Annotated in this window: 12 protein-coding genes; 3 read left to right on the forward strand and 9 right to left on the reverse strand. The window is 47.1% G+C overall.

Translation table 11 applies throughout. The features are described 5' to 3' along the window. Positions 1-44: 44 nt before the first annotated feature. The gene (locus QUA07_RS14460) at positions 45-1,268 is read left to right on the forward strand and encodes a tetratricopeptide repeat protein (RefSeq protein WP_333326207.1); all 1,224 of its coding nucleotides are present in this window, start codon (positions 45-47) and stop codon (positions 1,266-1,268) included. A 131-nt stretch (positions 1,269-1,399) separates the two neighbouring features. Here the strand turns inward: QUA07_RS14460 and QUA07_RS14465 are convergent, their stop codons facing one another. Continuing rightward, complete coding sequence (locus QUA07_RS14465) at positions 1,400-2,272, reverse strand: S-methyl-5'-thioadenosine phosphorylase (protein WP_333326209.1); 873 nt, start codon at positions 2,270-2,272, stop codon at positions 1,400-1,402. 209 nt (positions 2,273-2,481) lie between these two features. Between QUA07_RS14465 and QUA07_RS14470 the strand changes: the two genes are divergently transcribed. Continuing rightward, a complete protein-coding gene (locus tag QUA07_RS14470; RefSeq protein ID WP_015177188.1) occupies positions 2,482-2,688 on the forward strand; it encodes a hypothetical protein in 207 nt (68 codons plus the stop codon). Positions 2,689-2,832: 144 nt separating this feature from the next. Here the strand turns inward: QUA07_RS14470 and QUA07_RS14475 are convergent, their stop codons facing one another. From QUA07_RS14475 to QUA07_RS14495, 5 genes are all read right to left on the reverse strand, one after another. After that, complete coding sequence (locus QUA07_RS14475; protein ID WP_333326211.1) at positions 2,833-3,672, reverse strand: Tab2/Atab2 family RNA-binding protein; 840 nt, start codon at positions 3,670-3,672, stop codon at positions 2,833-2,835. 269 nt (positions 3,673-3,941) lie between these two features. After that, positions 3,942-5,147: an adenylate/guanylate cyclase domain-containing protein gene (locus QUA07_RS14480; RefSeq protein WP_333326212.1), complete on the reverse strand. Its 1,206-nt coding sequence runs from the start codon at positions 5,145-5,147 to the stop codon at positions 3,942-3,944. Positions 5,148-5,168: 21 nt separating this feature from the next. After that, positions 5,169-5,711 carry a peroxidase-related enzyme gene (locus QUA07_RS14485; RefSeq protein WP_333326214.1) on the reverse strand — a complete coding sequence of 181 codons (543 nt, stop codon included), beginning with the start codon at positions 5,709-5,711 and terminating at the stop codon, positions 5,169-5,171. Between the two features lie 96 nt (positions 5,712-5,807). After that, on the reverse strand, positions 5,808-6,035 hold the full coding sequence (locus tag QUA07_RS14490; protein ID WP_333326216.1) for a hypothetical protein: 228 nt from the start codon (positions 6,033-6,035) through the stop codon (positions 5,808-5,810). Positions 6,036-6,067: 32 nt separating this feature from the next. Next, positions 6,068-6,280: a hypothetical protein gene (locus QUA07_RS14495; protein ID WP_333326218.1), complete on the reverse strand. Its 213-nt coding sequence runs from the start codon at positions 6,278-6,280 to the stop codon at positions 6,068-6,070. Positions 6,281-6,296: 16 nt separating this feature from the next. On the opposite strand from QUA07_RS14495, the gene QUA07_RS14500 reads away from it, so the two are divergent. Next, positions 6,297-7,574: a valine--pyruvate transaminase gene (locus QUA07_RS14500; protein WP_333326220.1), complete on the forward strand. Its 1,278-nt coding sequence runs from the start codon at positions 6,297-6,299 to the stop codon at positions 7,572-7,574. 247 nt (positions 7,575-7,821) lie between these two features. Here QUA07_RS14500 and QUA07_RS14505 read toward each other — a convergent pair whose 3' ends face one another. The 3 genes from QUA07_RS14505 to QUA07_RS14515 all read right to left on the reverse strand — a co-directional run bounded on the left by QUA07_RS14505 (position 7,822) and on the right by QUA07_RS14515 (position 12,615). Beyond that, complete coding sequence (locus QUA07_RS14505; protein ID WP_333326222.1) at positions 7,822-9,993, reverse strand: caspase family protein; 2,172 nt, start codon at positions 9,991-9,993, stop codon at positions 7,822-7,824. 207 nt (positions 9,994-10,200) lie between these two features. After that, a complete protein-coding gene (gene sat, locus QUA07_RS14510) occupies positions 10,201-11,382 on the reverse strand; it encodes a sulfate adenylyltransferase (protein ID WP_333326224.1) in 1,182 nt (393 codons plus the stop codon). Positions 11,383-11,544: 162 nt separating this feature from the next. Beyond that, the gene (locus tag QUA07_RS14515) at positions 11,545-12,615 is read right to left on the reverse strand and encodes a DUF6745 domain-containing protein (RefSeq protein WP_333326226.1); all 1,071 of its coding nucleotides are present in this window, start codon (positions 12,613-12,615) and stop codon (positions 11,545-11,547) included. Between the last annotated feature and the right edge of the window lie 28 nt (positions 12,616-12,643).

Consider the following 12,643-nt stretch of genomic DNA (forward strand, 5'->3'; position numbering starts at 1 on the left):
AAATGGGCTAGTCTGGGATCATCGTTATCAGCATCTCTTGACACATGGAAATCGCAACTCAGGTGCGTATCACTAAGGCAATGCGTTTGTCAAGTATCTTTAGAAAAAGTATTAGCCCGATCGCCCTTTTGACTATTCTAGTCTGCGCCAGTAGCGTTTTTGCATCTGAACCGACGGCGGCAATGTTACTTCAGCAGGAATTCCCACAGCAGCAACTTAAAGAAGAAATTCGCGATCGAGTTCAAGAAGAAGTTGACATTGCTTTCGGGCGCACGGCGGTACTGCTTAACGGACTGGTAATTGCCCTAACTTTGTTTCCGACAGCAGCCGGAGTCGGGGTTTGGTTTCTATTGAGAAAATTGTCCAAGCAGACAACAATTGCTCGCCAAGAAATTGAAAGTCTCCATTACGATACAATCTCTCAATTAAAACTATTAATTTCCGATGCTGAAACTATCTTAGGCGAAATTCAACACCAAAATCACTCGGCAGAGGCAGAAACAGACCTTTTATTCCCCGATGCCCAAATTCAAGAATTTGCTCCGGTTAACTATGGCAATTACCAACAGTTATTGACCGCCGGCGACTATGCTAAACAGGGAGATGCTTGTTTCTTTGAAAACCGTTATCAAGATGCGATCGCAGCTTACGATCAGGCCCTGCAAATTCAGCCGGATTTAGCCGATACTTGGAATAACCGAGGAGTAGTGCTCACGAGAATGCAGCGATATCCAGAGGCGATCGCTTCTTACGAACAAGCTACTACAATTCGCCCCAATTATCCCGATGCTTGGAACAATCGAGGCGTGGTATTGTTGGAGTTGCAGAAGTACCAGGAGGCGATCGACTGTTACGAACAAGCAATTCAAGCCAAACCCGATTATGCCGATGCTTGGAACAACCGAGGCGTTGCTTTTTCCAAAATGCAGGAGTACGAACAAGCAGTAATTTCTTACAATCAAGCCCTACAAGTTAAAAATGATTATACTGACGCTTGGAACAATCGAGGCGTTGCACTCTCCAAATTGCAAAAATACGAAGCTGCGATCGCTTCCTACGACAATGCTGCTAAAATCCGACCTGACTTTTACAGAATTTGGTACAACAAAGCCCGATGTTATGCCCTACAAGGTAAAATTGAATTAGCAATTGAAAATTTAAAGCGCGCCCTCAATCTCAATCCGAATGTGTGTAAAGAGTTGGCAAAAAGTGAAGCTGATTTAGAAAAAATTCGCGAACACGATGCGTTCAAGCAGTTGATAAGTTAATCCTTCAAAAATAATCGTCAACTATAGGATAACGAATAGGTCGTAAGATTAAATGAACCGCGAAGACGCTAAGGAAGAGAAAGAATGGAGGCCGTTTTTCCTTTGCGCTTTTTGCGTCTTCGCGGTTCGTTTTACAAATATTTCTGCAACAACAAACCCATTTTCTCCTTAGTGGCGGCCGGCACTTGATCCAGCCGAGTCAGAATTGCATATTTCAAAGCTGAATGTGCATCAGATACTGGGGGATTTTCTGTTAGTCTACGGACTGTTTCTTGAATGACTTTTTGAGCATTCTCTGCATTGCGGTGCAAATTTGCTATTACCATTTCTACTGTTACGCTGTCGTGTTCGGTATGCCAGCAGTCGTAATCCGTGACTAAGGCTAAAGTTGCGTAGGCAATTTCTGCTTCTCTGGCTAATTTTGCTTCCGGCAAATTTGTCATCCCAATGACTGTGGCATCCCAACTGCGGTAAAGGTTTGATTCTGCTTTTGTGGAAAACGCGGGGCCTTCCATGCAGACGTAGGTGCCGCCCCGGTGGAGGTTAACGTCGGGGAGGTTCAAGGATTCGATCGCACTTGCTAACACTTTAGCCAATTCGCCGCAAACCGGATCGCCGAATGTGATGTGACCGACTATTCCTTCTCCAAAAAAGGTAGAAACTCGATTTTTTGTACGATCGATAAACTGATCGGGCACTACCATATCTAAAGGTTTCGCCTCTGTTTTCAGGGAACCAACCGCCGACGCTGAGATTAAATACTCAACTCCCAAACTCTTCATTGCATAAATATTTGCGCGATACGGCACTTCGGAGGGCAAAAAAGTGTGGTTGCGGCCGTGTCTAGCCAGAAATGCTACGGGCGTACCGTCCAATGTTCCCACAATTGCGGCATCCGATGGCGCTCCAAAAGGTGTATCAATTTTCACCTCTTCAATATCCTTGAGGGCCTCCATTTTATACAAACCGCTGCCGCCGATAATTCCGATTTTTGCTTGTGCCATTTTTACCCTCTGCTTGAGTTTTACCACCGTGATTCTATCGGGCCATCGTTAAGTTGGTGTAAAGATAATTAAAGATTTGGTGACAACAGTCACCCCACATACACTATTTTGTCACCAAAAATATGTGATCTTAATCACAAAGTAGCTTCACAAAATCTTTAAAAATAAAGGTACATAGTTCTGTTACTTATTTTTAGCGTGTTAAGACCATGACAGTCAGCTCTGCTAACCTCCCCAAAATCTCGATCGAGGCGATCGTCGAGCGCATCTTTGCTTTTCGCCAGATTACCCCCCTTGACAGACGGCTGCTGAAATCAGCAATGCTAGCCCAGAAAGGTCTGAACGAAAAAGACCAGTGTCACATCAACCGAGTTTGTCAGGGCATCCAAAACGGATTGATTTTAGTTGTAGAATAAATTTGCAGCACGATCTCTTGCGAGCTCAACAAGCTGTGTTAAAATTTGTGTCTGAGTTTGTATTTGCTAAAACTGCGTTCGGGCGCTGTTTTACTATTTTTCGCCGCGCGATTTATCAACATCACCAATAATATTATTTAAATCTTATCGCTCAAAATTCAACAGCCAAAAGCCTGTATAAGTCATGCCACTATCATCGGGCTGCACTAATAAAAAATGTAATCCTTTACTTAATTGCTTGCGCTGTTGGTAAATTTGGGCCGCGGCTTTCACCTCGCTATCTTCAAAAGTAGCCACAACCCACCTATCTACTAGCCCAGCTTCCAATATCAATCCGTCTGGTTCTCCAGCAATATAATTCAAAGCAAAAGGTTTGGCATCCTGAAGCCATCTAGCCAAGCGCATAGACTGGCGTCCGCCGTCAATCACCACTCCCGGTACGGGTACTGTTGAGGCCAAGCCCAAATTCAGCGGTAACAGCAATTCTGGCATTTCCAAAATTGGCAGGGGACGCCCTTGGAAAGCATCTTCAATGTCCCCGGCGGGTAGGGAAGCAAAACGCCAGCCATCGCCCCAGAGGTTTTCGGGTAAGGGTACGGGCGGCGGCGAGTCGAGGGCGATCGCGCTATAAGTTTCACCTGTATAATTAGGCATACTCGAATATTCTTTGGCGCGTTGTTGCAGCAGCAATTTCAGAGCCGCAGTGCGCCGAGTTGCTTCCACCTTGACCCCCAAAACTTTGCCCGCAGCTTCGATTAAGCCCAGAGACTGAGGCCTAAATACTTGAATTAAGTCCGGCAAATTCTGAGTTTGAGCTTGCTGCTGCAACTGCGAAGCTAGCCAATTAGAATTTGCGTCCCCCTGACGGCAAACAGCGCTAAATTGAAAACTGCCTTCCGAGTCGCAAATTAAGAGTTCCCACAGTGGTTTGCCAGTTTCGTCTTGGAGAGGGCGGCGGTAAAAATCGGCTTGCCAAATACGCATAAATAATTAAAATTTAAAATATACAACTCGATAATTTTAATATAGCTTGGTGACAATCCGATACAATACCGAACTTTTAAAAAAACTTCGAGCTATATATTCTCAGTTCATAGTCCAAAAAACGGCAACTGTAGACCCGCGAGCCAAACCGTGAGAGTAATCACTCATGTCCTAATCAAAATCTAAAATTTAAAATCTAAAATCTACAATCTAAAATGGTATAAAGGCTCGCTTAGCCATTTTCCCTTAGCAATTAGCCCTTCCCAAAATCATTTAAGATAGCGAACCAAATACATATCCAATTCGCCCTTATTTTTAGCATAAATTTTTCCTCGGTATTCGCATTCAAAAAAATCTCTAACTAATTCAAAGGTTGTATGAGAAATATTGATATTTCCAGGTACGCCGGAAGATTCCATCCGAGATGCAGTATTAACTGTATCTCCCCAGACATCATAGGAAAACTTTTTATTGCCAATTACGCCAGCAAGTATTGGGCCTGAATGAATGCCAATGCGGATATCCCAATAAGGGATATTTTGTTGAGCTTTCTGTATTTTTCGCAGAGCCATGAACTGTCGAATTTCTATGGCAGCAAGTACAGCGTCAAAGGCGTGTGTTGGGCGAGGGGTAGGAATTCCCGCCGCGCACATATAGCTGTCGCCAATAGTTTTCAATTTTTCCATAGAGTATTTATCCATCACGCGATCGAAATAAGAAAAACAATAATCTAGTTCGTCAACCAACTCTCGCGGCGTCATGTTTTCAGATAACTGAGTAAAGCCTTTAAAGTCAGTAAATAAAACCGATACGCAATCATAATAAAGTGGTTCCACTTTGCCGTTATTTTTTAGTTCCTCGGCAATTTCCACCGGGAGCACATTCAACAGTAGCTGGTCAGATTTGTGCTTTTCGGCATCGAGTTCGGAATACAGGCTATTTATCTCTTTAAATCGTTCAGCATTGCGGATAGCTGAAGATAGTTGCAAAGCCAAAAGATAGCCAATCCGCAAGTCTTCTTGAGTGTAAGCCCCCGGCTTGGTTGTGGCAAAATTAATTGTTCCTAAAACTTTACCTTCGCTTTCCAAAGGAATGATAATTTGCGAAGCGTAGGGGGATAAAATAGCAGTAGCACCCGCTTCTTGAATTAATTGAGGTTGACGTGTTGTGAAAGCCTTGTGAATAGGGCCGCCCTCTGGGAGGGCTGCAATATCTACAGGAATATGCCGGCCAAATAAGGTCATGCAAGTGTTAGTGCTGTGCAGGCAAACGCTACAGTGTTCAAAGTCTAGCAACCATTTGGCTTGCTTGCCTAGTACCCGCAAAATCTGGCCCAGATCGAGGGTGCGGTTAATGGCATTGGCAACTTCGTTGACGGCGGAAATGCGGATGGAAAGCGCTTGAGCTTCTGCTAACAAACGGCGCGCTGTCAACAGAAGTTCTTCTCGATCTTGATCTTCTAGCCGATCGCCCATAATAGGGGTATACAATATAGATTACAAAGCATCTATTTCCAGGGCTATTGAATCGGTGTATCGGTTGACAAAGCTAAACAAGTCTGCTGTCGCAATAATCTCAAAGATTTCTGAATCATCAAGTCCTAAATCCCGCAGGTTTTGGTAATCAGTCTCTGTCATTTCCAGGGGTTTTGTAGCAGCCAGCAAGCCAAAAGTAATCACGGCTTTATCACGTTTTGGCAAAGGGCAGTTGGCAAAGTCAGAAACTAGGGTTCGCAATAGTTCTTCGCTCATCCCCAAGGCTGACAATCCGTGCAGATGAACTTGGAGAGCGTACTCGCTATTATTTGATTGGGAAATAGCGACGCCGACCATTTCTTTAAGCGTGCGGGGTAAATCTCCTTGCAGAATGGTTCCCCGGAATTTTTTCCAATTGGCTTCTAATATGTCAGGGTTGATTGCCATTGACTTGAACAGGTTGGGGACGATGCCAAACCCCAAGTCTGTCAATATTTCTTCGTACACTGCTTTGGCTTTAGGATCTGTAAGTTGCTCGTATTCTATAAGTGGAAAGTATGTCATTGTTGTGTTGAATTTTACGGCTGTTAATTGGGGTGGGAATTTACGTGTTTGTTATGTAATGCCACTCAAAGGGCGACCTTACGAGCTATCTTGGCTTTAGTCGGATTGATGATAAAATGCACCGCTGTCAGCAAACCGCGAATTATGAAAATGAGCTAGCAACAAATCTGATTCTTGAGGCTGGATTAAACCTGTAATTATAGCAGTAACAGCCGCCCATAAAATTCTGTTGCGATCGGGTTTTACGGCTAATTTTAGATTTTTCCAATGGTTGTTGTCAAGTATCGGCAATTCATCTGGCGCGACGGCGTGAAATCTTACCACAACTCTTGAATTAGATAATGCTGTTCCGTTCGCTAATTTTTAGGCAAAAAACACTGTTCGATCGCTCCGGCTCCACAAATGCCCTGAATCTTATGATCCGGTGCGCGCACAGGGGAAAAAACAAAATGCTGTGCGATCGAGTTTATTGAATTAGTCAGAGGCTCGATCGACAACCCATGCCCCAGATAAGCTAGGCTAACGCCTGCGACTGGAGTTATTATGGGTAAACTGTAAACTTCTATCATTGTCGCTGCATTTGCTATGAACCCTGCCCTGACTCAATTTGGCGCTCAGATGTCCCACCTCACGGGAGTTCGGGCAATTATGAAAGATATTATTGAAACTCTCAGAGCCGGCAGCGGGCAGGAGTTTATCAATTTGAGCGCCGGAAACCCGGTGATTTTGCCGGAAGTCGAGCAGTTGTGGCGCGACTGCACTGCGGAACTTTTGGCGGGCCCGGAATACGGCGAGGTGGTTTGTCGCTACGGTTCGAGTCAAGGTTATCAGCCGTTGATTGATGCGGTGCGGACGGATTTCAACCAGCGTTACGGATTGAATTTGACCGATCGCAATATTCTAATTACTCCCGGAAGTCAATCGATTTACTTCTACGCAGCCAACGCTTTCGGCGGCTACACTACCAGCAAACAGCTTAAAAATATTGTTTTACCGCTGAGCCCAGACTACACCGGTTACGGCGGCGTTAGCTTGATTCCCGAAGCGGTAGTCGCTTGCAAACCCACCCTCGATATTGATACGGCTGCTCACAGGTTCAAATACCGCCCGGATTTCAGCCAACTGTCGATCGACCAAAGCACCGGTTGCGTCATTTTTTCCCGTCCCTGCAACCCCACCGGCAACGTTCTCACCGACGACGAAGTTAAGAAAATTGCCGATTTAGCGGCCGCTTTTGACGCGCCGGTGTTCGTGGATTCCGCCTACGGCCCTCCCTTCCCGTCTTTGAATTTTACCGAAATGACGCCGATTTTTGGCGGCAATATCGTGCACTGTATGAGTTTGTCCAAAGCCGGATTGCCGGGAGAAAGAATCGGAATTGCGATCGGCGATGAAAAACTCATTCAAGTATTAGAATGTTTTCAGACCAATATGTGCATTCATTCGCCGAGATACGGACAGGCGATCGCAACTCGTGCGATTACGTCCGGCGCTCTGGCCGACATCTCCATCAACGTAATTCGCCCGTACTATCAAAGCAAATTTGCGATCGTAGAAAGCACTCTAGAACAAGCAATGCCGAAGGATTTGCCGTGGTTTTTGCACCGGGGCGAAGGAGCAATTTTCGCGTGGTTGTGGCTGAAAGATTTGCCAATGACTGATTGGGAACTGTATCAAGAGTTGAAAAAAGTCGGCGTAATTGTCGTGCCAGGAAGTTCTTTCTTCCCCGGTTTGCGGGAAGATTGGCAGCACAAACATGAGTGTTTACGCATCAGTTTGACTGCAACAAATGATGAGATTGAAACTGCCATGAAACGCTTGGCTCAAATGGTAGAAAAGCTTTATCAGTCAGTTGACAGTTGACTGTTGACTGTTAACATTCCCAATACTTCGGGTACGCGGTTCCTGAGCGACTCGTGCTTATCGTAGCCGGAGTAATAAGATGTTCTGCATTTAAATGGTCTGTAAAAAAAACAATCAAACTCTTGTGGGTTGGGCGTCCCGCCCGCATCTAACAGGCAATTTAAATGCGCGACAGCTTATCGATTTCGTACTCGGATAGATTCGGATTATAGGTTATAGAAAACATTCCCCAGTCCCCATTTTTCAATTAAACCACCCGATAAACAAAACTCAGAGTTGCCCAAACATTCACATCCAAAGCCAAATCATCCGTCGATATCCCCACTTTCTGCACCCCCGGAATGCTAGCCGCGTGCAAATCTTCGAGTACCGCCCGCGCCACATTTAAAGGATTCAACAACACTCGAATTGGCAGGGCATCCCTCGTTTGCTGCATTTCGGCTTCTATTGCAGCCAGAGTTTGAGCCAAGGGACTCTCACTAAATATAATCATAGTTTCCGCAAGTCCGATCGACCCCGATACCGCCCACCCGCTCCCCCCAGCCGCCGGCAGAGTCAAATTCTCCCCAGGAGCGATCGCCCGCGACATTCCCCCCACAGCGTCTTTGCCCTCAGCGCCGAGTACAGACAGCCGTCCCGCGCTGTCCGTGCCAAACACCGCAAAGTAAACCGGGCGATCGCTGTCGTTATACAATCTGTACCGAACTCGACTGCCTTCGACTAAACTTAGTATATGAGCGCTGGCGGATTTCTCACTTTCCCCGCTCAGCGGTTCCAGCCGATAATCACCGCCTGCCCGCACCGGCTCTCGCTGCGCCACGGCCCGCGCTTGGGGTGCAGTAGTTGCCAGAATCGCCCGCACCTTCAGGCGCGAAGACCCCTCATTGGCTGTCAGCCGCAGCAACTTCCCAGCCTGCAGCGCTTTCAAGTGCGGAGTCAAGCGCTGCACCGCCACCTTGACTGCTTCTCCCCCGTCGCCCTGAGTATCGGGAATCAGCATTTGAGCCACAGAAAACAAACCGTAACGGCTTTGTATCACACCAGGCTCGTGAGCCGAGACTGTTTCGGCTAAAGTCGTTTCCGGGACTCTGCCGAACCGACAGTCAGCCAATTGCTCGCTGCCTACCGCCGAAACTTGCGGCACAGTCGCAAAGGCGCTGGTGGCGTCCACGCGCTCGATGCGTTCCAAACCTGAGTCCAAAGCTACTGTCAAACCGATGTTTCGCGGCAATACCCGAATTTCTTCCCTCACCACTTCGCCGACTGTTAATTGGCCGTTTGTTTGAGCAGACCCGTCTACAACTTGGGCTTTAGCAGAGAGGCCCGTGCGTCCCCGCAGCAACAGCCTCGCGCCCGCTGAGGAATCCACAGCAAACACAGAACCCCCGGAACACTCCAAAACCGAGGGCGACAACCCGCCCAGCCACAACTGCACAGTTTTGCCCCCCTCTTCCACCGCCGTCACAGCGCCGTCAGATGCAGGGGAATTCAACATTAAATTTGAAAAATTCACCGCCGGCGCGGTTGTTAAATCGTGATTGAGAATTTGCGGTTGCTGCGATAACCCCGCGATTTGCTCGACCTTACCCGCCGCGCGGCTGAAACTGACGCTGAAACTGCTAGCGGGAGTTGCCCACCACAAAGTTTGGGTGAGGGCGTAGGTAAACAAACCTGCGGTAAATCCGTTCCACTCTTGTTCGGCGGCGAGTTGGGAATCCGCACCCGCGGCCAGTACGGTGGCGGCAGGACGAAGATTTTTGCGGGTTCGGAGGCCTTCGGCGAACGTTAATTCTGCGAGGCCCGGCTCGCCGATGGTGGGGCGGGGGCGAGAGCGAATGCGAAAGTTGCCGTTTGTGGGGAAACCCCGATAGTGGTAGCTGGTGTCGAGGATGGCGATCGCATTTTCTGTCGCGAGCGATCGCATCAACAGCAACAGCGTTTCCTCTAAAATATCGTTCACCGCCCGGTTTGCTAACAACGGCAAAACATCATCCGCCGGCACCAAACTGTTTTGGATTTTTCCGGGAGACTCGCCCAAACTGACTCGGCTACCGCAGCCACTAAAGTGAAAAACTACCACGTCACCGGGTTTTGCTTGTTGAGTCAAGTGAGTGATAAAAGCCGTCTCGATATTCTCCCTCGTAGCTTGAGCGTCAGTCAAAGTCAAAATGTCCGACGGCACAAACCCAAACCGATGTATCAGTAGTTCCCGCTGCAATTCCACATCCGTGATGCAGCCGTGCAGGGGCGAGTCTGGATATTTGTCAACGCCCACCAACAAAGCCAATTTCCGGGCTGTCGGCTGCGCTAAGGCTTGGAGGTAGCGCGAGCCCAACGGCAGCCACAAAGCCTCGCTGATGCCGATGGCGGCCAGCACCCGGCCAGCTTGCTGCAAAAATTCCCGCCGCTTGAGTCCCATTTTTAAATAGCTTTGAATTTTAAGTTTTGAATTTTCAGTTAAATTCCCCTCAATAATTTTAGGGAATTTAATTAAGTTGTGAGTGTTTAGTATTAAGATAATTTTTAAGTTTTAAGTTTTGAGCTTTAAGTTTAAAATTTCCCATTTAAAACTCAAAACTCAAAATTCAAAACTCTTCAGAATGTCGCCGACACCCAAGTTCAAGATTTAAATCTCGTAATTGAAAATATTCATTGCCTTGGCTAATTCTGCGGCGACTTCCGGCCGGGAAAACTGCGGCGGCGGCAATTTTCCAGCGCGCAGCATTTCCCGAACTTTGGTTCCCGACAAATGCACCCGTTGTTCGGGAGTGCTGGGGCTTGTTTTAGTTGTAGCCATTTGTTCCGTGAGTTTGCAATAGAAAGCGTGCTCGAATTTCATCGGCACAATTCCCAATTCTCCCGGCTCAAATTCATCAAAAATATGTTGGGCATCGTAAGTCCCGTAATAATCGCCAACTCCAGCGTGATCGCGCCCCACGATAAAGTGAGTGCAGCCGTAGTTTTTGCGGATTAAAGCATGAAAAATTGCTTCTCGCGGCCCGGCGTAGCGCATCGCCGCCGGATTAATTGCCAAAATTACGCGATCTTTTGGATAGTATTTTTCTAGCAGAATTTCGTAGCAGCGCATCCGCACGTCAGCGGCGATGTCGTCATCCTTAGTCGTCCCGACTAGCGGGTGCAGGAACAAGCCGTCTACTGTTTCTAAGGCGCATTTTTGAATGTATTCGTGTGCGCGGTGGATGGGGTTTCGGGTTTGGAAACCGACTATGGTTTTCCATCCTTTTTCTGTGAACAGCATTCTCGATTTCGCCGGGTCAATTTGGTATTGGGGAAAGCGGACATCTAGTTCGCGTTCCAGCAGCCAAATGTCGCCTGCGAGGTTAACAGGCCCGGATTTGTCTACTACCTGGACACCCGGGTGTTTGAGGTCGTCGGTGCGGTAGACGTTGAGGGCTTCTTCTTCTTTACTGTAGTGATATTTTTCTGCAAGTTCCAAGAGCCCGACAAATTTGCCCGCCGGCGAGTCGAGGCGCACTAAAGTTCCTGCTTTCAGGGGGGCGGCGACTTCTTCTGTTACCGAGAGGGTGATGGGAACCGACCACGGAAGGCCGTTGGAGAGGCGCATTTGTTTAACAACCGATCGATAATCAGCTTCGTTCATGAACCCTTTGAGGGGACTCAGGGCGCCGATGGCGATCATTTGCAGGTCGGAGATCGATCGATCTGAAAGCTGGACTCGCGGCAGGGACTCTGCTTTATCGAAAAATTCTTGTCTCTGGTCTAGTGTGGCAATGCGGTTGACCAGGGTGCCGCCGTGAGGGGCAATGCGGTCTGAATGCTGGCTCATGTCGATTTGAAGTTGTGGGTTTTAGCTGCCAGAGTACATAGTATCAAGCGGTGGCTGCAATTCTACATTTTTTAATTGTTCTGGACTTGTGCAGAACGCTGCTTTTGTGGCGCTGTAATTCTTTAACTGTAAACTCGCGCACTCAAAACTCTAAAGTTTCCCTCAAGTCTGGACTTGAAATTCTTCGGGATCTATTCCCCAATTTACCCAGCTAATCGCTTCTTTGGCCGATCGCACTTTTGGCGGCACTCGCAAAGCGTGAAGGTGTCCCGTACTCGGACAAGTCATCTTTAACAAATAAATTGGCTCTATGTCAATATTATTCTCAATTTTCAACAAAGTATATTCTTGCCAAGTATCCAATTCAGTTGCTTGCAATTCTTGACAAATTCTCGGATAGCCGATCGCCTGAATCAAAACTCGCCGCACTTCGGCATTATGTTCTGTTAACAGCCATGAAGCTTGCCAAGATTGGGGCGGAATTTGACCGATTATTTCCGGTAGTCGGACGCCACGATAAGAGTATACACTGAACTTGTCAGCAAATTCAACGGCTGGTTGACATAAAGCGTGGAGCAAATATTCGCTATCAAAATGAAGTTGTATCGGGCGATCGCACACAAAGCAAATTTTCTCAAACGGGTAAATCCAGCCGCAGTTTTCCACTAAAAATTTAAAGGCTGAGTATAAAGGGCGATCGTACTCCAAATTTAACACGCCAATACAAAAATCCACCCAACTTCCGTGACAGGCTGACAGTTCGGAAACTATGCTGTTATTATGATAAGCCTGATCGATCTGGAATTTCTGAAATCTCCCGCCCAACTTCCTTGCTAATTTGACGTAAACTTCGTCTTTTACATGAAGGTGCAGTTGATTCATCAGTTGAGCGTACAGCGGATTATAGAGTAGACTGTAAATCTTATTTTCTAATTCTCTGCCGAGTTGACTTCTTAATATATCGTACAATTCATTATGAATTTTGTTTCTGATTTCGCTGGCCATTCCCAGACCAGAATCGCGTATCCTTAGCGGTTCAACTGCTTGCAAAGCTATGTAAGGGCTGTCACAGAAAATAATTTCCGGTTCAGGACAGCCGATGATATTGTAGGCGGTGTTGATGGCCGCTGTCGCTTGGGGGCGATCGACTGGTTTTATCGAAAGTCCAATTTGTCGCCACTTCTCGCGATAGATCGGAATTAGCGCTATTTGTTCGGGAGTTATTGCGATCATTTGTACAGCTAGATTATTTAATTGGCGG

This window comes from Microcoleus sp. T3_A4 (genome assembly GCF_036700465.1).
In the GTDB taxonomy this organism is placed as follows: domain Bacteria; phylum Cyanobacteriota; class Cyanobacteriia; order Cyanobacteriales; family Microcoleaceae; genus Microcoleus.

Bases quoted from the DNA above. Each gene is read 5' to 3' on its own strand.
- QUA07_RS14460 (WP_333326207.1), top strand. From the start codon at position 45: ATGGAAATCGCAACTCAGGTGCGTATCACTAAGGCAATGCGTTTGTCA.
- QUA07_RS14470 (WP_015177188.1), top strand. From the start codon at position 2,482: ATGACAGTCAGCTCTGCTAACCTCCCCAAAATCTCGATCGAGGCGATC.
- QUA07_RS14485 (WP_333326214.1), bottom strand. From the start codon at position 5,711: ATGACATACTTTCCACTTATAGAATACGAGCAACTTACAGATCCTAAA.
- QUA07_RS14495 (WP_333326218.1), bottom strand. From the start codon at position 6,280: ATGATAGAAGTTTACAGTTTACCCATAATAACTCCAGTCGCAGGCGTT.
- sat (WP_333326224.1), bottom strand. From the start codon at position 11,382: ATGAGCCAGCATTCAGACCGCATTGCCCCTCACGGCGGCACCCTGGTC.
- QUA07_RS14465 (WP_333326209.1), bottom strand. From the start codon at position 2,272: ATGGCACAAGCAAAAATCGGAATTATCGGCGGCAGCGGTTTGTATAAA.
- QUA07_RS14515 (WP_333326226.1), bottom strand. From the start codon at position 12,615: ATGATCGCAATAACTCCCGAACAAATAGCGCTAATTCCGATCTATCGC.
- QUA07_RS14475 (WP_333326211.1), bottom strand. From the start codon at position 3,672: ATGCGTATTTGGCAAGCCGATTTTTACCGCCGCCCTCTCCAAGACGAA.
- QUA07_RS14500 (WP_333326220.1), top strand. From the start codon at position 6,297: ATGAACCCTGCCCTGACTCAATTTGGCGCTCAGATGTCCCACCTCACG.
- QUA07_RS14505 (WP_333326222.1), bottom strand. From the start codon at position 9,993: ATGGGACTCAAGCGGCGGGAATTTTTGCAGCAAGCTGGCCGGGTGCTG.
- QUA07_RS14480 (WP_333326212.1), bottom strand. From the start codon at position 5,147: ATGGGCGATCGGCTAGAAGATCAAGATCGAGAAGAACTTCTGTTGACA.